Raw genomic sequence first — 19,586 nt, 5'->3', positions numbered from 1 at the left:
GTGGCAGGTGACAAGGGGGACGGTCCGGGCGGCGGGGGCGAGCCGAAGCCGGGTGAGGGCTATGCGATCGAGATCGCCGAGGTGCGGAAGATCCTGCGGCCGTTGGAGGAGTCGGTCGTGGCGGCACACAAGATCAAGGACGACTGGAAGTCGTTGTCCAGTGGCATCACCACCGCGGCCGTGTTCGACATCGAGCAGCCCGCCAAGGACATGCTGGAGGAATGGGGCTTCGGCATGGGCCGGGTCGCCGAGCACACGGACGTGATCGTGGACACACTGCGGCAGGTGATCGCGGCGTACATGATGGCGGACCTGCTGCGGGTCAAGGACTTCGCACCGACCGAGGACAACATCGCCAAACTCCCCTTCGGCGAGCACGGACTGCGCGCCTGGAAGGACGGGGACCGTCCGACGTTCGACCCGCCTCCGGAGATCTACCAGGAACCCTGGCTGGACGACGACGGCGGCAGCAGCGTCGGGGACGGCGGTGGGGCTGGCGGTGACGGTACGAAGGTGACGGGCGACCTGCCGGCCAACCCCCGCTACCGGGTGGCCGGCGAGGGCGGCGAGGGCTGGGTCGTCGACGGGGGCCAGAAGGGGCCGGTCGCATGACGGGCAAGGACGTCACAGAGGGCGGTCGGGAGCGCATACCGCCGCACGCCAAGCCCAGCGACGTCATCTACGGCGACCCCGACAAGGTCGACGACCTGGTCGTCAAACTCAAGGCATACGCCGGCGCGTTCAAGGACGGCTACGACAAGCTGACCGACCTGTCCCTCCTGCCGTGGACCGGTGCTGCCTCGGACGAGTTCCAGAAGGCCAGCTCGGATCTGCCCAAGGAGTTGGAGAAGGCCGAGAAGTACTTCACCTCCGCCGCGTCCGCGCTGGATGCCTACGCCGACAAGCTGCGATCCGTGCACAAGCGGCTCAAGCCGATCATCGCTGACGCGGACGCCGCTCGGGCAGCCTCCAAGGCCTACGTCAAGCAGGACGCCGCCTACGCCGAGGCGGTCGAGCGCAAGGACGAGAACCTCCCCGACAAGCCGCCGGCGGAGAACCCCGGTATGGCGGCGATGGAGGACTGCCACCGGCGCCTGGACACCCTGGAGGGGGAACTCCAGACCGTCATCGACGACTCCAAGCGCAAGCTCGAGAAGGCGACACGGAAGGCTCCGAACGCGCCCAAGGGCTGGAACCGCTTCAAGAAGGAGACCGGCGAGTTCCTCGGCGGCATGGGGGACAGCGCCAAGGGGCTGTGGAAGCAGTTCGAGTACCTGGTCGAGGACGGGCCCGACGGCGCCTCCCTGCAACTGGCGGGCATGGCCGACGGCGCGGCCTACGCCGCCCACCACCCCAAGGAGTTCGCCAAAGCCGTCACCAACTGGGAGGAGTGGCAGCGCAACCCCTCACGCGCCGCCGGCCAGCTCACCCCCGACCTCCTCCTCGCCCTGGCCACCGGCGGAGGAGGAGCCCTCCGCAAGGGCGCCGCCTCCGCCAAGAGCGCCGCCCAGCGACTGGCGAGCCGCGAGAAGGCGCTGCGCCGCGACGGCAGCGCCCGCGAGAGGGCGAACGGCGATCCGGAGAGGGAGAACAAGGGCGACACAGAGAGGGAGGGCGTCAACGAGCCGGTCGACGTGGCGACCGGCGCGATGTTCACGTCAGCCACCGACGTGCACCTGCCGGGCGTGCTGCCCCTGCTGCTGACCCGCTTCTTCTCGTCAGGACACGCCTGCGGCGGCTGGTTCGGCCCCAGCTGGGCGGGCACGCTGGATCAACGGCTGGAACTCGACGACCAGGGCATCGTCTACATAGCCGACGACGGGAGGCTGCTCACCTACCCCGTCCCGCAGCCGGAGACCCCCACGCTGCCCCTCTCCGGCCCGCGCTGGCCGCTGCACTGGGACGGCAAACCCGACGGGACCATGACCATCACCGCGCCCGAGCGGAACCGCGTCCTGCACTTCGTCCCGCTGCCCGCCGGGGGCCGCGAGCTGCCGCTGGCGGCGATCACGGACCGCGCGGGCAACCGCATCGAGGTGACGTACGACGCGGACGGCGCCCCGCAAGAGGTCAGCCACTCCGGCGGCTACCGCATAGCCGTCGACACCGACCCCGGACTCCTCCGCGTCACCGCTCTGCGCCTGCTCCACGGCGAACGCAGCACCACTCTCGTCACGTACGGCTACGACGCGGCAGGCAACCTCGACCAGGTCATCAATTCGACGGGCCTGCCGCTCCGTTACCGCTACGACGACCACCACCGCATCACGTCCTGGGAGGACCGCAGAGGTACGGCATTCGGCTACGTCTACGACCACCGGGGCCGGGTGCTGCGCACGGTCGGACCTGACGGAACCCTCTCCGGCCGCTTCCACTACGACGAAGCAGCCCGCACCACCCGCTACACGGACTCTCTCGGCCACCAGTCGGTCTACGTCTACAACGAGGCGTACAGAACCGTCTCGGTGACCGACCCGCTCGGCCACACCACCCTCACCGAGTGGGACGAGGCCAACCGCCACCCGGTCGCCGTCACCGACCCGCTGGGCCACACGACCCGCTACGTGTACGACGACCTGGGCAACACGACCCGTATCGAACGCCCGGACGGCAGCGCGATCACCGCCGTCTACGACGACGACTGCCTTCCGCTGGAGGTGCGCGACCCGAACGGCGGCGTGTGGCACCACACGTACGACGACGCCGGCAACCGCACCTCGACGACGGACCCCGCAGGGGCGGTGACCCGCTACGCCTACAACGGCACCGGACACCTCACCTCCCTCACCGACCCGCTCGGGCACACGACGACCGTCACCCCCAACGCGGCGGGCCTCCCGACCGCCGTGACCGACCCTCTGGGGCACACGACCAGGGTCCGCCGAGGCCCGCACGGTCTCGTCACCGCCCTCACCGACCCTCTCGGCAACACCACTCGCCACGGCTGGACCATCGAGGGCAAACCCGCCTGGCGCGAGAACCCCGACGCAAGCCGCGAGTCCTGGGACTGGGACGGCGAGGGCAACCTCGTCGCCCACACGGACGAGGCGGGGCACACCACGGCGTACACGCACACCCACTTCGATCTCCCCGCCACCCGGCGCGACCCGGACGGCGCGGAGTACGCGTTCACGTACGACACCGAACTCCGCCTGGTGAAGGTCACCAACCCGCAGGCCCGTGAGTGGCGCTACGAGTACGACGCGGCGGGCCGCCTCGTCGCGGAGACGGACTTCAACGGGGCGACGCAGACCTATGAGCTGGACGCGGCGGGCGGGCTCCGCGTCCGGACGAACGCCTGCGGTGAGCGGCTGAGTTACGTCGTGGACGCCCACGGCCGCCCCGTCGAGCAACGCGACGAGACCGGCGGCGAGGTGACGACGTTCGCCTACGACGCGGCGGGCGCGGTGGTCCGCGCCACGAACGCGGCGACGGACGTCGTGCTGGAGCGGGACGCGGTGGGCCGCGTACTGTCCGAGACGGTCAACGGCCGCCGGATGTCGTACGCCTACGACACGGCGGGCCGACGGGTGCGCCGTACGACACCCGTCGGTCACCTCTCGACCTGGGCCCACGACACGGCGGACCGCCCGATCGAGTTGTCCACGCAGGGAGGGACGCTCTCCTTCGCGTATGACGCGGCGGGCCGCGAAACACTCCGTCGCCTGGGCGGGCCGGCCGGGTCGGCCGGGTCGGCCACCCTGGCCCAGCGCTGGGACGCCACCGACCGTCTCACGCACCAGACGATCCACTCCGCTGGGGAGGAGATCCTCCAGCACCGCACCTACGCCTACCGCCCCGACGGCTACGTCACGGAGATCCGCGAACTCACGAGCGGGACGCGTCGCTACGACCTGGACACGGTGGGGCGCGTGGTGGGTGTCCAGGCCCACGGCTGGAGCGAGAAGTACGCCTACGACGCCGTCGGCAACCAGTCCCACGCCGAAGCCCCGGCTCATCCCGTGCCGGGTGACCGCGAACACGAGGGCACCCTCATCCGTTGCGCAGGCCGCACACGGTACGAGCACGACGCCGCCGGCCGCCTCATACGCAAGACCCGCAAACTCCTCAACGGCCAAACCCGCACCTGGACCTTTCGGTGGAACGCCGAGGACCGCCTGATATCAGCGACCAACCCCCAAGGCGAGACCTGGCATTACGCCTACGACCCTCTGGGCCGCCGCGTCTCCAAGTCCGGCCCGGACTCCGGCACGGTCACCTTCACCTGGGACGGCACCCGCGTCACCGAACAGACGTCCGCGGACGGCGCGACGACGACGTGGGACTACGCCCCGGGCACCCACCGCCCCCTGGCCCAAACGACCCGCGACCCCCTCCTCAAGGTGCCGGCCTTGCACGCGATCGTGACCGACACCGTCGGCACCCCCACGGAGTTGCTCACCCCCGAGGGCGACCTCGCCTGGCAATCCCGCACCACCCTCTGGGGTACTCCTCTCCCAACCCCGTCCGGTTCCGTCGACTGCCCCCTCCGCTTCCCAGGCCAATACGCCGACCCGGAAACGGGCCTGCACTACAACTATTTTCGGTACTACGACCCTGGGACGGGTCGTTACCTGACACCGGACCCACTTGGTTTGGACCCCTCACCAAATCCGGACACTTATGTGGGAAACCCACTCGGAATGATCGACTCATTGGGACTGGCTGGGTGTGGCCTGGACTTGTCGAAGGCCACTCCTCACAGCGGAAGATTTCCCAAGAGTGCTAACCCAGACGAAACCCTGGTGCGCCGCAAGGATGACGGTTCCGTGACAGCCTATGCTGTCTACGACGCCGACGGGCTACCGTTGAAGCGAGTAGACGTGGACCCGGACTCGGCCCCACACGGCGGCGTACCGGCACCGCACGTTCTGGAAACAGAGAAACATGTCAACCCTAAGACCGGTCAGGAATTTTTGACGTGGAAGAAGATGCCGCGCCCCGCTCGCCCCGACGAACTTCCATTGCCATAGAGAAGAGTCAGGTGAACTCAGGAATCCAGGCACACACATGAACAATAACCCGTTTGACGAGCTCGATTATTTCGACCACGCCGCACTCCGCCTGAACTTGACCGACTGGCTGTCCGCAGCTCAGGTATTCCACCCAAGATTCATTGAAGTATCTGGCTGCCTAATCTGGGAACGCGCATACGAGGAGGATAATTTCAGAGAATGGTATCAAGCCCTCAACGGGAATGCCACTGCCGTCGAGAGCACCCTGAACCAAGTAAGACTATGGCAACTGGTGGATGTTAACGAAGGTAATTCCATCGAAGAAAAAATGGTGGCCAACCTCGCCCGCGAAATCGCTTTTTTTTGGAGGGCTGCACTGGAGTCTGATCACCCCGAATACAGCTTTGACGGAGGGGTCGTGGAAACCGAAGATGGGCCAGTGGTTAGGTTTGTCGTACACCGATAGAAAGTGGGCAGTGCCTGAAGCGCACCCTGTGTGCCGCTGAGACGCAGAAACCATCTCTGAACACAGCCAGGGCAATTGTTCAGCTCACGGAGGAAGTCGAATCAGAACGAGGCGGGGAAGGGGAGCTGGCCCGCCGGGGCCTTGCTGACCGGACCCGGACGGTACCGGGGAAGTCGTTGGCTACCACGACGCAGGCATCCTTGCCTGTGCCTGGCCCCTTCCGACCACGGCGCGGCGTACGCCGCCCAGATCGCCAGGAACACGGCGGTCCTGTCGCCGCACCGGGAAGGCAGCCAATCCAGTACGCCGCCCAGCCCGCCCCAGTCTAGGCGAACGAGTCATTGGCGCCCCTGCTGGAGTGGCCCACCGCACGGCTCGACATCCAACTGCCCCTCGGACGCGGCAAACTACCCCGCCGTACCATCTCACCAGGGTTCCGGACACATCTCGGCATCACACCCGCCGCTTACCAACATACCTTCACCCGCATCTCACGAGGGCCAGGTCCTGAGGTCCCTTGAGGACACCGCCGGCCATGAGTCCCACGTCTGGGCAAGACTCGACGAGGAAGGCAGAACGGCCTGGCTGGACGCCGCTCGCCTGCGTGCCGCATGGCACTATCCCCTCCCCGCCACCGATGCCGACGAGTTCATCGTCGAAGGCGCACACGTCACCGACGCGGCTGCCCTGTACTGCGCTTTGGGTGAAGCCATGAACGGCCCCGGCGGATACTACGGCGCCAACCTGGACGCGCTTAAGGACTGCCTTCGAGGCAACTTCGGCCCGGTCGCACCTTTTACCCTGACCTGGCACAACTCATCCTCAGCCGAAACCGTCGTTCCAGAAGCCATGGCAGAGGTGCTACGCGTGCTACGGGCAGCCAAAGTGACGACGCACTTGACCTGAATCAGGTTGGAACGCCCGCCAGGGGGCGCCGGAGGAACGTCCGGCCAGGCTCTCGCGTCCTCCCTCACGATCGTCACCGCACGAGGGAGAGTTTGTCGTGACCGGCAAGGACGTAGAGCAGACTGCTGAACCGGAGAGCGTGCCGGCCTGGCGGGCAAAGCTGGCGGCCTGGGGCGCTGTCGCGCTCGTCGTTCTGGGGGCGCTCGTGGGGATGTGGGCCTACTTCCGGTGGGAAGACACCGTGCCTGTCCCCCTGCTGGGCCCCCTGGCCGCCAAGATCGTCGCCGTCGGGCTGGTGTTCATGGGAGGTGCCCTGACGGGCCTCATCGGCACGCGGACTACGGCCACGGAAGACGCGAACGACGCCGACGACTCCTGACGAGGGGCGGGCGGGCTCGGTCACCGCCCCACGCAGCTTCAGCAAGCGTCGTCAGGGTTCTTCGGGGTCCAGTTCGAACGCGAAGTAGATGCTCAGCGCGTAGGTCTGCTCCTCGCCGCACAAGCAGTTCCATGCGACATCCACCAGGCGGATATCGTGTTCCCCCACCCACTCATGGGCCTTCCTGAAGACCTCCGCGGCGGTTGAGGCGACGAACAGCTTCGCGGCTATGGGATACACGCCAGTTTCGTCGTCCGTGTCGTCGAAGTCCTCTGGAACCTCCACACAGAAATCGGGATCGCGCGCCACGGGGTGCACCTTCCAGTCGGTTACCGGGAACGAGTCGGCAGAGGCTGACCCTCTGAACACGACGTCAGGTAAGACCACCTGGCATCCGGAAGGGTTGCTTCTGGCGACCATGCGGCAAGGTGCCGCAGCAGCAGCCGATGCGGCAGCGACGCGCGGTCAGCGGTCAGTGAAGCCGGGAGTCCCCACCGTACGGACGAAATGCGACCACGCGGGGGTGGAGAAGCACAGTGTCGGCCCGCCGGGGGCCTGCGAGTCGCGGACCGGGACGACAGCGCCGGGAACGCCGTCGGCCACTTCCACGCAGGCGTCGTTGGTCGGCCCGCTGTAGCTGGACTTGCGCCACCTCGCGGCGGTCAGATCGATCATGAGTATCCCTCGATGGCCTTCTCGAGCAGGTTCATGGACGCATCTGCGCTCAACGCATTGGCGTGCAACCGATCATAGACCCGCTGGAAGCGTGCGACTCCACTCGGTTCCTCGGTGTAAGCACCGGTCTCGAACCCTTCCGTGTAAGCCCCTCGGTCTCCATTCGGCAGCGTCAGCATAGAGATCGAGCCGGGGATCACAGTTGCGGTCGACGGAAGAAACTGCAGGTTGACCTGCGGGATCTCACACATCTCCCGCATCCTGATCAACTGGCCGCGCATCGTCGCGCGGCCTCCTGTGACGCGGCCGAGCACAGCCGCGTCGATGACCGCCCACATCCACGGCGGAGCGGCACGGTCCCACACGGCCTGGCGAGCGATGCGGCGCTCCACATACCGCTCGATCTCGGCAGGGGCCCCGGCCTGCACCTCGCGCATCAACGCTCCTGCGTAGTCCTCCGTCTGGAGAAGCCCAGGGATCACGATCCAGAGGTCATGCATAGCCTCGGCCTCCAACTGGCGGGCCAGGTACGCACGGGCGTAGTCCCGTACCTGGTCGTTTTGGAGCACCTTCGCCAGGTTCTCCAGCTCCCCTTCGAGCCCGAGCACTCGGTCGAAGCGGCCGGCCAGCGAAGGGTTGGGTGGGTCCGTGCCCAGCTCGATCTTGGTGACGCGGACGCGGGAGATGAAGACCTGCTCCCCCAGATGCTGCTGGGTCCAGCCCCGTCGTTCCCGTTCGCGGCGCACCTTGTGGCCGAGGAAGGCGGCGAGGGAGGCGGTCGGGTCGAGTTCGCGGGCTGGTGGCATGGGCACGTCCTTGGCGCCTGGGCAGAAGAGCTACCTTGGCTGACCGTAGACGCGCCCGGCCCCCGCCGCATTCGAACGGGACGATCCCGCTGTCACTCGATCCGGTCGAGGATCAGCGGGGTCGGCTCGTAGGTGCCCGAGGCCGTCACGTCGATGGCGGCCGTCAGGGCCTCTTCCGCGTGCGCGAACGTCTCCGGGGTGTCCGTGTGCAACGTAAGCAGCGGCGCGCCCGCCGCGACTCGGTCGCCCACGCGGGCGTGGAGTTCCACGCCCGCGCCCGCCTGGACGGGGTCCTCCTTGCGGGCGCGGCCCGCGCCGAGGCGCCAGGCGGCGAGGCCGACGGAGTAGGCGTCGAGGCGGGTCAGGACGCCCGAGGAGGGGGCCGTGACGACGTGCTGCTCCCTCGCCCGGGGAAGGTCCGCGTCCGCGTCACCACCTTGGGCGGTGACCATGCGACGCCACACGTCCATCGCCGAGCCGTCGGCGAGGGCCTTGGCGGGGTCGGCGTCGGTCAGGCCCGCCGCGTCGAGCATCTCACGCGCCAAGGCGACCGTCAGTTCGACGACGTCGGCGGGGCCGCCGCCCGCCAGGACCTCGACCGACTCGCGGACTTCCAGTGCGTTGCCCGCCGTCAGACCGAGGGGGGTGTTCATGTCGGTCAGCAGGGCGACGGTGCGCACGCCGTGGTCGCGGCCCAGTTCCACCATGGTGGTGGCCAGTTCGCGGGCGTCGTCGGCGTTCTTCATGAACGCGCCGGAGCCGGCTTTGACGTCCAGGACGAGCGCGCCGGTGCCCTCGGCGATCTTCTTGGACATGATGGACGAGGCGATCAGGGGAAGGGATTCGACCGTTCCGGTCACGTCCCGCAGCGCGTACAGCCGCTTGTCGGCGGGGGCCAGGCCGTCGCCCGCGGCACAGATGACGGAGCCGGCGTCGCGCAGGACGTCCATCATCTCGGGGTTGGTGAGCGAGGCGCGCCAGCCGGGGATGGACTCCAGTTTGTCGAGGGTGCCGCCGGTGTGGCCGAGGCCGCGGCCCGACAGTTGGGGGACGGCGGCGCCGCACGCGGCGACCAGCGGGGCGAGCGGCAGGGTGATCTTGTCGCCGACGCCGCCTGTGGAGTGCTTGTCGGCGGTGGGGCGGGGCAGTGCCGTGAAGTCCATGCGCTCGCCGGAGGCGATCATGGCGGCGGTCCAGCGGGAGATCTCCGTGCGGGTCATGCCGTTGAGGTAGACGGCCATCGCGAGGGCGGACATCTGTTCGTCGGCGACCGTGCCGCGCGTGTAGGCGTCGATGATCCAGTCGATCTGTTCGCCGGTCAGCTCCTCGCGGTCCCGCTTGGCGCGGATGACGGAGATGGCGTCCATGGGGGGGTACTCCCTGATTCGTTCGACGACCGGTGAGGGTCAGCGGGCCAGGTCGGTGGGCCCGAACGCGTCCGCGAGCAGTTCGGAGAGCGGGCGCACTCCCGAGGGGGCTTCGATCAGCAGGCCGGCGCCGCCGTGTTCCCACAGCAGTTGGCGGCAGCGGCCGCAGGGGGCGACGACCACGCCGTCGCCGCCGACGCAGGTGAAGGCGACCAGCCGGCCGCCGCCTGTCGCGAACAGTTCGCTCACCAGTCCGCACTCGGCGCACAGGCCGACGCCGTAGGAGGCGTTCTCGACGTTGCAGCCGGTGACGGTGCGGCCGTCGGCGACCAGCGCGGCGGCGCCGACGGGGAAGCCGGAGTAGGGCGCGTACGCCCGGGAGAGCGCCTCCCGGGCCTTCCCGCGCAGTGCCGCCCAGTCGACCGCCGCCTCGGTTGCCGCGCCGGTCGCCGGACCGGGGCCGGAGTTGTCTGGCACGCTTGGCACGCTAGGTTCCCTCGCCTCGACGGTACGGTTTGCCCACCGCGCGTGGCGCGCGGAGCCGTTGGGCCGCCAGGGAGAGCACCAGCAGTGTGGTGACGTACGGCGTCATCTCGACGAACTCCAGGGCCACGGTGTCGGTCAGCGCGTACCACAGCACGAGCAGTACGGCGATAACGAGGGCGACGGCGGCCTGGACACGGGCGCCGCGCGCGCCCCGCATCCCGGCGCGGAACTTCCAGACGGCGAGGCCGGCCAGCAGGACGGCCATCAGCAGCAGCATGGCGTGCACGGTGGCGCCGCCGCCGACGACGCGGAGGGCGTCCATGAAACCGAACAGTCCGGCGCCCATGGCGACGCCGCCGGGACGCCAGTTGCCGAAGATCATGGTGGCGAGGCCGATGTAGCCGCGCCCTCCGGTCTGGTTCTCCTGGTAGAAGTGCACGCCGACGGCGAGGAAGGCGCCGCCGAGTCCGGCCAGGGCGCCGGAGATGATCAGTGCCGCGTACTTGTAGGTGTAGACGTTGACGCCGAGGGATTCGGCGGCGACGGGGTTCTCGCCGCAGGAGCGCAGCCGCAGGCCGAAGGGGGAGCGCCACAGGACGAAGAAGCTGCCGGCGAACAGGACGACCGTCAGCACCGTCACCCAGGAGACGTCGCTGACCAGGGCGCGCAGGATGCCGGCCAGGTCGGAGACGAGGAACCAGTGGTGTTTCTCGATGCTGCCGAGCCCGTCGGCGAGTCCGGGCACGGTGAAGGACGGCATGTTGTCCATGGGCGGTGACTGCTTGTCGTTGCCGCCCGCCTTGGCCGCTTCGCTGCCTTCGGCGCCGAACCAGAGCTTGGCGAGGTAGCGGACGACTCCGAGGGCGAGGATGTTGATGGCGACGCCGGAGACGATGTGGTCGACGCCGAAGGTGACGGTGGCCAGCGCGTGCAGCAGCCCGCCCAGTGCGCCGCCGGCGATCCCGGCGAGGACGGCGGCCCAGGGCCCGTACTGCCAGCCGATCCAGCCCGCGCCGAAGGTGCCGAGCATCATCATGCCTTCGAGGCCGATGTTGATGACGCCCGCGCGTTCGGCCCACAGTCCGCCCAGGCCCGCCAGTCCGATGGGGACGGCGGCGGCGATCGCGGTGGAGAACTGTCCGCTGTTGGAGAGCTGTACGTCGCCGGTGACGACCCGGACGAGGGAGAGCAGCAGCAGGCCGCCGGCGATGAGCAGGAGCACGACGGGGTAGGACAGCTTCCGCCTGCCGCCCGCCGACGAGGACGCGGCCGGCACGTTCTTCGGCGCGGCGGGCTTGGGTGTGGAGGTGGTGCTCATGCGGAGGCCCCCGCCTTCTGCTCGGTCTCGTCCTGCTCGGCGCCCGCGCCCGCCCGGGCGCTCAGTTCGGCGCCCACCTCACGCTGCTGGCGGCGCAGCACGACGCGGCGGACGATCTCGTACGCGATGACGACGCACAGCACGATGATCCCCTGCATCACGCCGACGATTTCCTGCTTGTAGCCCTCGAACTCCAGCTGGATGCCGGTGCGCTCCAAGAAGCCCCACAGCAGGGCCGCCAGCGCCATGCCGATGGGGTGGTTGCGGCCGAGCAGGGCGATGGCGATGCCGGTGAAGCCGACGCCGGTGGGGAAGTCGGTGCCGTAGTTGAAGGACTTGTTCAGCAGCGTCGGCATGCCGACCAGGCCCGCGACGGCGCCGGACAGCAGCATGCTGGTGACGACCATCCGGCGCACGCTCACGCCGCTGGCGCTCGCCGCCGACTCGCTGCGGCCCACGGCCCGCAGGTCGAAGCCGAAGCGGGTGCGGCCCAGCACGAACCAGTAGGCCAGGCCGATGACGACGGCGATGATGACGGTGCCGTAGATCGGGTCGGGGTCGGTGGGGATGAGGAAGAAGCGGGCGGCCTCGGGGATGGTGGGGGTGTGGAAGAGGTTGCCGTCCTTGACGGCGAGCTTGTCTTCGGAGAGGAAGTAGCCGATCAGCGAGCCCGCGATGGAGTTCAGCATGATCGTGGTGATGACCTCGCTGACCCCGCGGGTCGTCTTGAGCACGCCCGCGATGCCCGCCCACAGCGCGCCGACGGCCATCGCGACGAGGATGATCAGCGGGATCTGCAGCACCCCCGGCAGGGCGAGCGCCCCGCCGACGACCGCGGCGAAGAAGGCGGCGACCCGGTACTGGCCGTCCACGCCGATGTTGAAGAGGTTCATGCGGAAGCCGATGGCGACGGCCGCCGCCGACAGGTAGTACGGGATGGCCTTGTTGATGATCCAGACCTGGCTGTCGCTCTTCGAGCCGAAGTCGATCATCACGTAGAAGGCGTGAAAGGGATCCTCACCGGTCGCCGCGATGACGACGGAGGAGAGGACGAACGCCGCGACGAGCGCGAGCGCGGGTGCGGCCAGCGCCTGGAGCACGGCCCCGGCGCCGAACTTCTCCTTCAGGCGGTTCACTGGGCGCCCCCGTTCGTGTCGTCGTTCCCCGAGACGTCCTCGGAGACGTCTCCGGAGGCGTCCTCGGAGGCGTTCGCGGAGAGGTCCCCTGAGGCGTCCTCGGCGGCCGTGCCGGTGGGCTCCTCCTGGTGCTCCAGGTGTCCCGTGGCGGCGCCGGTCATGGCCGAGCCGAGCTCCTCGGGGGTGACGTGCGCCGGGTCGGCGTCGGCCACCAGGCGGCCCCGGTACATGACCCGCAGCGTGTCGGAGAGCCCGATCAGCTCGTCCAGGTCGGCGGAGATCAGCAGCACGGCGAGGCCCTCGCGCCGGGCGGCGCGTATCTGGTCCCAGATCTGCGCCTGCGCGCCGACGTCCACGCCCCGCGTGGGGTGCGCGGCGATCAGCAGCTTGGGGTGGTGGCTCATCTCGCGGCCGACGATGAACTTCTGCTGGTTGCCGCCCGAGAGGCTGGCGGCGGTGACCTCGATGCCCGGGGTGCGCACGTCGTACTCGGCGACGATGCGCTCGCTGTCGGCCCGCGCGTCACCGAGCGCGAGCAGCCGCGGGGCGCCCGGGATGGAGAGGAGGGGGCCGTTGGTGTTCGGCTTCTCGGTGACGTGCCCGAGGATGCGGTTCTCCCACAGCGGCGCTTCCAGCAGCAGCCCGTGCCGGTGCCGGTCCTCGGGGATGTAGCCGATGCCACTCTCGCGCCTGGCGCGGGTGGGTGCGTGCGAGATGTCCCGCCCGTCGAGGGTGACGGTGCCGCCGTCCGGGTCGCTCATGCCCATGATGGCCTCGACCAGCTCGGCCTGCCCGTTGCCCTCCACCCCGGCGACGCCGAGGACCTCGCCCTTGTGGATGGTGAAGGAGATCCCGTCCAGGACGGCACGCTCGACGCCGTCGGAGTCGGTGGCCGCGAGCCGCAGCCCGGCCACCTCGAGCATGGGGGTGTCGGTGACGGTCGACTCGCGCGTCTCTGCGGTCGGCAGCTCGCTGCCGACCATCAGCTCCGCCAGTTGCTTGGGGCTCGTCTCGCGCGGCGTCACGGAGGCGACGGTGGTGCCGCGCCGGATGACGGTGATCGCGTCGGCGACGGAGAGCACCTCGCCCAGCTTGTGCGAGATGAACACCACCGTCAGACCCTCGGACTTGAGCTCGCGCAGATTGTCGAAGAGGGCGTCGACCTCCTGCGGCACCAGCACGGCCGTCGGCTCGTCGAGGATGAGGGTGCGGGCACCGCGGTAGAGGGCCTTGAGGATCTCCACCCGCTGCCGGTCGGCCACCCCCAGCTCCTCGACGAGGGCGTCGGGACGTATCCCGAGCTGGTAGGCGTCCGACAGCTCCGCGATCTTCCTGCGGGCCCCGGACCCGATGCCGTGCAGCTTCTCCGCGCCGAGGACGGTGTTCTCCAGCACGGTGAGGTTGTCGGCGAGCATGAAGTGCTGGTGCACCATGCCGATACCGCGCGCGATGGCGTCGGCGGGGCTGTGCAGGACGACGTCCTCGCCGTCGATGCCGATGGTGCCCTCGTCCGGCCGCTGCATGCCGTAGAGGATCTTCATGAGGGTCGACTTGCCCGCGCCGTTCTCCCCCACGAGGGCGTGCACGGTGCCGCGCGCCACCGAGATGTCGATGTCGCGGTTGGCGACCACTCCGGGGAACCGCTTGGTGATGCCGCGCAGTTCGACGGCGCTCCCGGAAGGACCGGGCCCCGGGCCCGCCCCGGACGGCGCGCTGCTGCTGCCGCTGGACTCGCTGGACACTTGACTGACGTGCTCCCTGGTTGAGCTCAGATTCCCGGCGCGAGGGTGAAGGCCCTCCACGAAGAGGCGCACACGGGGTGCGGAAGGAAGTGCGAAGACGGTACGAGGTGCGAGAGGGGTGCGACGTACGGAGGAGGTACGAAGGGAAGACGGCCCCGCACGTCACGCCGCGCAGCACAGGCTGCGCCGCGCGGCACCCGGGGCCGCCTGCGGAACGTCACGGCCGGGTGGGAACGTCCACCTTGCCCGCGGTGATGTCCTTCTTGGCCTTGTTGATGTCGTCCATGATGTCGTCGATGTAGCCGCCCGAGGTGGCGACGGAGACACCGTCCTCCTTCAGGGAGAACGTCTGGTTCCCCTTCAGCGGCTTGCCCTCCTTCACGCTCTTGATCAGCTCGAAGACGGCGACGTCGACGTTCTTGACGGACGAGGTCAGGATGACGTCCTTGTACTTCTCCAGGCCCTTTTGGCGGTACTGGTCGGAGTCGACCCCGATCGCCCAGGCGCCCTTCTTCTTGCTGATCTGCTCGATCGAGCCGGCGCCGGACTGCCCGGCGGCCGTGTAGATCACGTCGTTGCCGCGGGCGAGCATGCCCTTGGCCATGTTCTTGGCGCGGTCCGGGGCGTTGAAGCCCTCGTCGGACTCCTTGTAGAGGTAGTCGACCTCGACCTTGATCTTGGGGTCGGTGTCCTTGACGCCCTTGACGTAACCGGCCTCGAACTTCTGGATGAGCGCGTTGTCCACGCCGCCGATGAAGGAGACCTTCTTGGACTTGGTCTTCTTGGCCGCGGCCACACCCACCAGGTAGGACGACTCGTTCTCCGCGAACGTCATGCCGACCACGTTCTTGGCGTGGGACTGCTCGTCGACCACGCCGAACGTCGTGTCGGGGAAGTCCTTGGCCACCTTGTTGACGGACTTGCCGTAGTTGAAGCCGACGCCGATGACAGGGTTGTAGCCCGCCTTCGCGAGGGAGGTGAGCCGCTGCTCGCGGGTCTCCTCCGTCTCGTTGTTCCCGGCGGTCATCTCCTTGGTCTTGACGCCGAGTTCCTTCTCGGCCTTGTCGGTGCCCCGGGCCGCCGCCTCGTTGAACGAGTGGTCGTCCCGGCCACCGACGTCGAACGCGAGCCCGACACCCTTGCTCTTCTTGCCGTCGCTCGACTCCGTCGAGCTTTCACCGCAGGCGGTGGCCGTCAGAGCGAGAGTCGCGGTGGCGGCGACCGCGGTGGCCAGCTTTGTTACCCGACGCAACGGAGTCCCCTTTGTGGTCGTGGAAGCACCGGTTCCGGCACCGCAGTTGGGTTCCGGCCCTTGAGACGGGCACACATTAACGCGCGTAGATTTCCAGCAGAAGGAGACGGGAACCAGCCGTTATCGGATCGTCGCGAACGGACGGCGCTCCGGCCCCCCGCCGGAGCCCGCGCCGAGAGCCCCCATGTCCGACATACCTCCACCGGGCCGGGGCCCGGTGGAGACCGGAACGGGACACGAGGGCTCTCGGTGCGAGGCGGCGCGCGGTGGGCGGTGATGCCGCTCACGCGCCGGGCCGCGCGTGGTGGCCAGGAGCGAAGCGGGGGCGATCAGGAGCGGTGCAGGAGGGCGGCGGCCGTGAACAGCTCGACGCCCGTGGTGATCGCGGTCTCGTCGGCGTCGAAGTCGCCCTGGTGCAGGTCGCGGCTGCGGCGGTCGCCGACGGGCCGCACGCCGAGGCGGGCCATGGCGCCGGGCACGTGCTCCAGGTACCAGGAGAAGTCCTCGCCGCCCAGGCTCTGCTCCGTGCTCTCCACCGAGGCGGCACCGGCGCGTGCGGTCATCGCCTCGCGCAGCAGGGCCGTAGCGGACGGTTCGTTGACGACGGGCGGCACCCCCCGCACGTACGTCAGCTCGCACTTGGCGCGGTGCAGCGTCGCCAGCTCGTCGATCGCCGCGTGCACCAGATCGGGCGCCTCGCGCCAGGTCGGCAGGTCGAGGCAGCGCAGGGTGCCGGACATCTCGGCGCGCTGCGGGATGACGTTGGACGTGTGCCCCGACTCGATCCGCCCCCACGTCAGGGCGAGGCCCGAGCGGGCGTCCACACGGCGCGCCAGCAGCGCGGGCGCCTCCGTGACGAGCTTGGCCGCGGCGGTGACCAGGTCGGTCGTCAGGTGGGGGCGCGCGGTGTGGCCGCCCGCGCCGCTGAGCACCACCTCCAGCCGGTCGCAGGCCGAGGTGATCGGTCCGGCCCGCAGACCGAGACGGCCCGCGTCCACCCGCGGGTCGCAGTGCACGGCCAGGATCGAGCCCACCCCGTCCAGCACCCCGCAGTCGACCGCGTCGGACGCGCCGCCGGGCAGCACCTCCTCGGCCGGCTGGAACAGCAGCCGCACCGGACGGGGCAGCGCCCCGGCCCGCGCCAGCTCGGCCAGCACCAGGCCGGCTCCGAGCACCACGGTGGTGTGCACGTCGTGCCCGCAGGCGTGCGCCCGCCCCGGGACCGTCGAGCGGTAGGGCACGTCCTTGGTGTCGGGGATGGGCAGCGCGTCGATGTCGCCCCGCAGCGCCAGCAGCGGCGCGGCCTCGACGGACTCCGCTCCTCCGGCGGCCCGGGCACCGGCCGGCTCCTGGCCGAGCCCGGGGTGGATGTCGCAGATCAGGCCCGTCCCCATGGCCAGCACTCTGGGGCGCAGGCCGGCACGTTCGAGCCGGGTCTTGAGCGCCGCGGTCGTACGGAACTCCTGGTTGCCCAGCTCGGGGTGCATGTGGAGGTCGCGACGGAAGGCGATGAGCTCGCGCCGGAGGGGTTCGGTGAGGCGGCCGGGCAGCTCGGGAAGTACGCCGGCGGCTCCGCGTGCGTCTACCTCCGGGGCTGCAGGGGACAGGAGTTCGTTCATGGTCGAAGAGTAGGCGCACCGAAGCCGCAACTGGCGAGAGATCCACGAAAGTTCAACCTCTCAGGGGAAGAGAATCTCGCCCCCGCGGCGGTTATGTCCTTTTGGGGATGGGTATAGCTGTTCGCTTGCCCTCTCCCCCCACCCTCGCCCTCTCTCCTCCCTCGCCCTCGCCCTCTCCCCCTTCCTCCCTCTCTCCTCCCGGCCCGGTCGCCCCTGGGTGTCGCTCTCGTCGACGAGTGCGGTGGCCCCTCGTGACTCATTGCTCTCACACATGATAACGTTCTCGAAGTTGAGAACGGCGAGGGGCGGTCGCCCGCCTCGGAGTCCATCCCGAGCAACCCATAGAGAGCTTCTTGGCATGCCCACCTCTTATGACACCTCGCAGGTCGCCACCCGCCCCCGCAGCTACCGGAGCGACCTGACCCTCTTCTTCGCCCTCGCCTTCGGAGTGAGCTGGGCGGCCTGGACGGCGGCCTTCGCACTCGGCGGACCGGCGAACTCGCCTGCCGCGGCAGGCGTCCACCTCCTCGGCGCCTTCGGGCCGTCGGCAGCCGCACTCGTGCTCCGCGTCCGCCGCGGCCGACGCGGCGAGGCCGCCCCCGCGCACGCGGTGCGCTTCCAGCGCGGCACGCTGCTGTGGACGCCGCTGCTGATGGTGCTCGGCGCGGCGACGGTCTTCCTGGGGAGCCTGCTCGCGCAGCAGGCCGGCGGCCCGACGCTCAGCCTGGAGCGGGCCCAGGACGCGGTACGCGACGCCGGGGGGCTCGCCGCGTTCGTCGGCGTGATGCTCATCGGAGGGCCGCTCGCGGAAGAACCCGGCTGGCGCGGCACCGTCCACCCGCGGATGCGGGCCTCGCTCGGCCGCTACCTGACCGCCCTCGTGCTGGGCGTCGTCTGGTCCGTCTGGCACCTGCCGCTCTTCTTCCTCGACGGCACCGTGCAGCACGAGTTGGGCCTGGGAAGCCCGAGCGGCATCCTCTTCGCCGCCGGCGTCGTCCCGATGGCGATGCTGATCGGGTACGCCTACGAGCGGGGCGGTGTCGTCGCGGCGATCGCGGTCCACCTCGCCTTGAACGTCACCATGGTCCTCCTCGACGTCCACATCCCCGAAACGCTCGCCATGGCGCTCGGCCTCCAGGCGCTCGTCGCCGGGCTGCTGCTGACCTTCGCCCCCGCACCGTCGCCGACGCTCCCCCGCACGCCCGAGACCGACGTCGCGGCAGATGCCACGCCGCAGCCGACGATGCGCCTGCGAGCGCCGCGCCCCGCGCACGCTGCCGCGAACGAGACGGCCTAAGCGCTCGGTTCCGGCGTGGCCGGCGGCGCGGCCGGGAGTCTCCTGGCCCGCGCGGCCGTGCCCGTGACACCCGTCAGGAAGCTGTGGGCGCGGGGCGAGGCGGTGCGGGTGAGCCAGGCGGGGTCTATGTCGCAGACGGCCACGGTCACGGCGGTGCCGGCGAGGGCGAGCGGGAGCGTGTGGACGACGGTGGAGGGGAAGCTGAGGACCGTACGGCCGACCGGGCCGCGCCGGGCGACCAGTTCGAGCGGAAGATCCGGACGGACGATCTCCAGCCCGGTGGCAGCGGCGACCTGCTGGAGTTTCTCGCTGCTCTCGCGGCGGTGCGCGAAATAGCGGGTGGCCCCGTAGTCGCGGGCCAGCGAGGCGACGGCCTCCAGATAGCGGTCGGTGTCCACGACGCCGGTCTCCACCAGGGACGTACCCACCAGGTCGGCGCCCCTGGTCAACCGGGGCGGCCCGAAACGGGCGCGGGTCCAGGCGAACTCGTTGGCCGTGACGGTGACGTTGCCGGGCGCCTCCACCGGCATGGCACTGAAGACCTCCACGGGACGGGAACCGTCCGCACGCGGCGTGAGGCGGCGGCGGGCGCGGCGGGAGACCGGCGCGAACAGCCACGTACGCGCCCCGCCCCCGGTGCCACGCCGGTGCCAGCGCACGAAGCGCTCGCCGCGCGCCAGTTGGGCGACGAACTCCATGGTGGCCGTACCGTCGTCCACCACCGTGACGCGGTGCGCCGCGCGCGCCGACGTGAGGGCGAGCAGCAGTTGGACGTAGCGGGAGAACGGATCCCCGATGACCAGAGTGCGGGCCCTGCGCACTCGCCGGGAGAGGGCGAACAGGCTGGTGAGGGCACCGGCGACCCCGTCCCTGGCCTCCTGCCAGCGCACGATGATCCCCTCGTCGCGGGCCAGCTCGGCCATACGGCGCAGCTGACCGCGGGTCATCGGGTCGGTCGGCGGCAGGACGACGAGGGTGAGGGGGGTCGAGGTGGCGGGCGCGGGATGGTTGTGCGCCCACTCGAGGACGTTGAGGAGCTGGACGGGGCTCTCGACGAACGCGAGAGCCCCGTCCCTGGGCCCGGGGGTGGCTCCGCCCCCGGGGTCGGTCGCGGACGGGTCCGCGGATGCTCCGAGGCCGGAGCGGTTACGGGACACTGCGCACACGCTCCGTTTCCGCGTC

At 69.8% G+C, this 19,586-nt stretch carries 17 protein-coding genes; 6 read left to right on the top strand and 11 right to left on the bottom strand.

Translation table 11 applies throughout. The annotated features are described in order from the left end of the window. From MMF93_RS20750 to MMF93_RS20725, 5 genes are all read left to right on the top strand, one after another. Complete coding sequence (locus tag MMF93_RS20750; protein ID WP_242753701.1) at positions 1–612, top strand: hypothetical protein; 612 nt, start codon at positions 1–3, stop codon at positions 610–612. Continuing rightward, positions 609–4,973, top strand: coding sequence for a DUF6531 domain-containing protein (locus MMF93_RS20745; RefSeq protein WP_242753698.1), 4,365 nt, complete (start codon positions 609–611; stop codon positions 4,971–4,973). The genes MMF93_RS20750 and MMF93_RS20745 overlap by 4 nt, the downstream gene beginning before the upstream one ends. Before the next feature lie 37 nt (positions 4,974–5,010). Then, positions 5,011–5,421 carry a hypothetical protein gene (locus MMF93_RS20740; protein ID WP_242753695.1) on the top strand — a complete coding sequence of 137 codons (411 nt, stop codon included), beginning with the start codon at positions 5,011–5,013 and terminating at the stop codon, positions 5,419–5,421. 75 nt (positions 5,422–5,496) lie between these two features. Further along, positions 5,497–6,327, top strand: coding sequence for a barstar family protein (locus MMF93_RS33520; protein ID WP_341483297.1), 831 nt, complete (start codon positions 5,497–5,499; stop codon positions 6,325–6,327). Positions 6,328–6,424: 97 nt separating this feature from the next. Beyond that, positions 6,425–6,706, top strand: a complete 282-nt coding sequence (locus MMF93_RS20725) for a YidH family protein (protein WP_242753688.1) — start codon at positions 6,425–6,427, stop codon at positions 6,704–6,706. A gap of 51 nt (positions 6,707–6,757) precedes the next feature. On the opposite strand, the gene MMF93_RS20720 is transcribed toward MMF93_RS20725, so the two are convergent. The 10 genes from MMF93_RS20720 to MMF93_RS20675 form a co-directional block, all read right to left on the bottom strand. Then, positions 6,758–7,015, bottom strand: coding sequence for a hypothetical protein (locus tag MMF93_RS20720; protein WP_242753685.1), 258 nt, complete (start codon positions 7,013–7,015; stop codon positions 6,758–6,760). 156 nt (positions 7,016–7,171) lie between these two features. After that, a complete protein-coding gene (locus MMF93_RS20715; protein ID WP_242753683.1) occupies positions 7,172–7,381 on the bottom strand; it encodes a DUF397 domain-containing protein in 210 nt (69 codons plus the stop codon). Next, a complete protein-coding gene (locus MMF93_RS20710) occupies positions 7,378–8,187 on the bottom strand; it encodes a helix-turn-helix domain-containing protein (protein WP_242753681.1) in 810 nt (269 codons plus the stop codon). The genes MMF93_RS20715 and MMF93_RS20710 overlap by 4 nt, the downstream gene beginning before the upstream one ends. Positions 8,188–8,279: 92 nt before the next feature. Further along, positions 8,280–9,554, bottom strand: coding sequence for a thymidine phosphorylase (locus MMF93_RS20705; protein ID WP_242753678.1), 1,275 nt, complete (start codon positions 9,552–9,554; stop codon positions 8,280–8,282). 39 nt (positions 9,555–9,593) lie between these two features. After that, positions 9,594–10,031 (bottom strand): cytidine deaminase, encoded by a 438-nt coding sequence (locus MMF93_RS20700; protein WP_242753675.1) that lies wholly within the window; start codon positions 10,029–10,031, stop codon positions 9,594–9,596. A 10-nt stretch (positions 10,032–10,041) separates the two neighbouring features. After that, the gene (locus tag MMF93_RS20695; RefSeq protein WP_242753672.1) at positions 10,042–11,358 is read right to left on the bottom strand and encodes an ABC transporter permease; all 1,317 of its coding nucleotides are present in this window, start codon (positions 11,356–11,358) and stop codon (positions 10,042–10,044) included. Then, on the bottom strand, positions 11,355–12,494 hold the full coding sequence (locus MMF93_RS20690) for an ABC transporter permease (protein WP_242753669.1): 1,140 nt from the start codon (positions 12,492–12,494) through the stop codon (positions 11,355–11,357). The genes MMF93_RS20695 and MMF93_RS20690 overlap by 4 nt, the downstream gene beginning before the upstream one ends. Beyond that, a complete protein-coding gene (locus MMF93_RS20685; protein WP_423835484.1) occupies positions 12,491–14,236 on the bottom strand; it encodes an ABC transporter ATP-binding protein in 1,746 nt (581 codons plus the stop codon). The genes MMF93_RS20690 and MMF93_RS20685 overlap by 4 nt, the downstream gene beginning before the upstream one ends. A 217-nt stretch (positions 14,237–14,453) precedes the next feature. Then, positions 14,454–15,488 (bottom strand): BMP family lipoprotein, encoded by a 1,035-nt coding sequence (locus MMF93_RS20680; RefSeq protein ID WP_242753666.1) that lies wholly within the window; start codon positions 15,486–15,488, stop codon positions 14,454–14,456. A gap of 329 nt (positions 15,489–15,817) precedes the next feature. Beyond that, entirely contained in the window at positions 15,818–17,107 is a 1,290-nt protein-coding gene (locus MMF93_RS20675; protein ID WP_242753663.1) for an amidohydrolase, read from the bottom strand. Positions 17,108–17,465: 358 nt separating this feature from the next. On the opposite strand from MMF93_RS20675, the gene MMF93_RS20670 reads away from it, so the two are divergent. After that, entirely contained in the window at positions 17,466–18,404 is a 939-nt protein-coding gene (locus MMF93_RS20670) for a CPBP family intramembrane glutamic endopeptidase (RefSeq protein WP_242753660.1), read from the top strand. Here the strand turns inward: MMF93_RS20670 and MMF93_RS20665 are convergent. After that, a complete protein-coding gene (locus MMF93_RS20665; RefSeq protein WP_242753657.1) occupies positions 18,401–19,561 on the bottom strand; it encodes a hypothetical protein in 1,161 nt (386 codons plus the stop codon). The genes MMF93_RS20670 and MMF93_RS20665 overlap by 4 nt on opposite strands. Between the last annotated feature and the right edge of the window lie 25 nt (positions 19,562–19,586).

The sequence above is a fragment of the Streptomyces tubbatahanensis genome, from assembly GCF_022699385.1.
Classification (GTDB): domain Bacteria; phylum Actinomycetota; class Actinomycetes; order Streptomycetales; family Streptomycetaceae; genus Streptomyces; species Streptomyces diacarni.
This window is presented reverse-complemented; position numbering and strand designations above follow the sequence as displayed.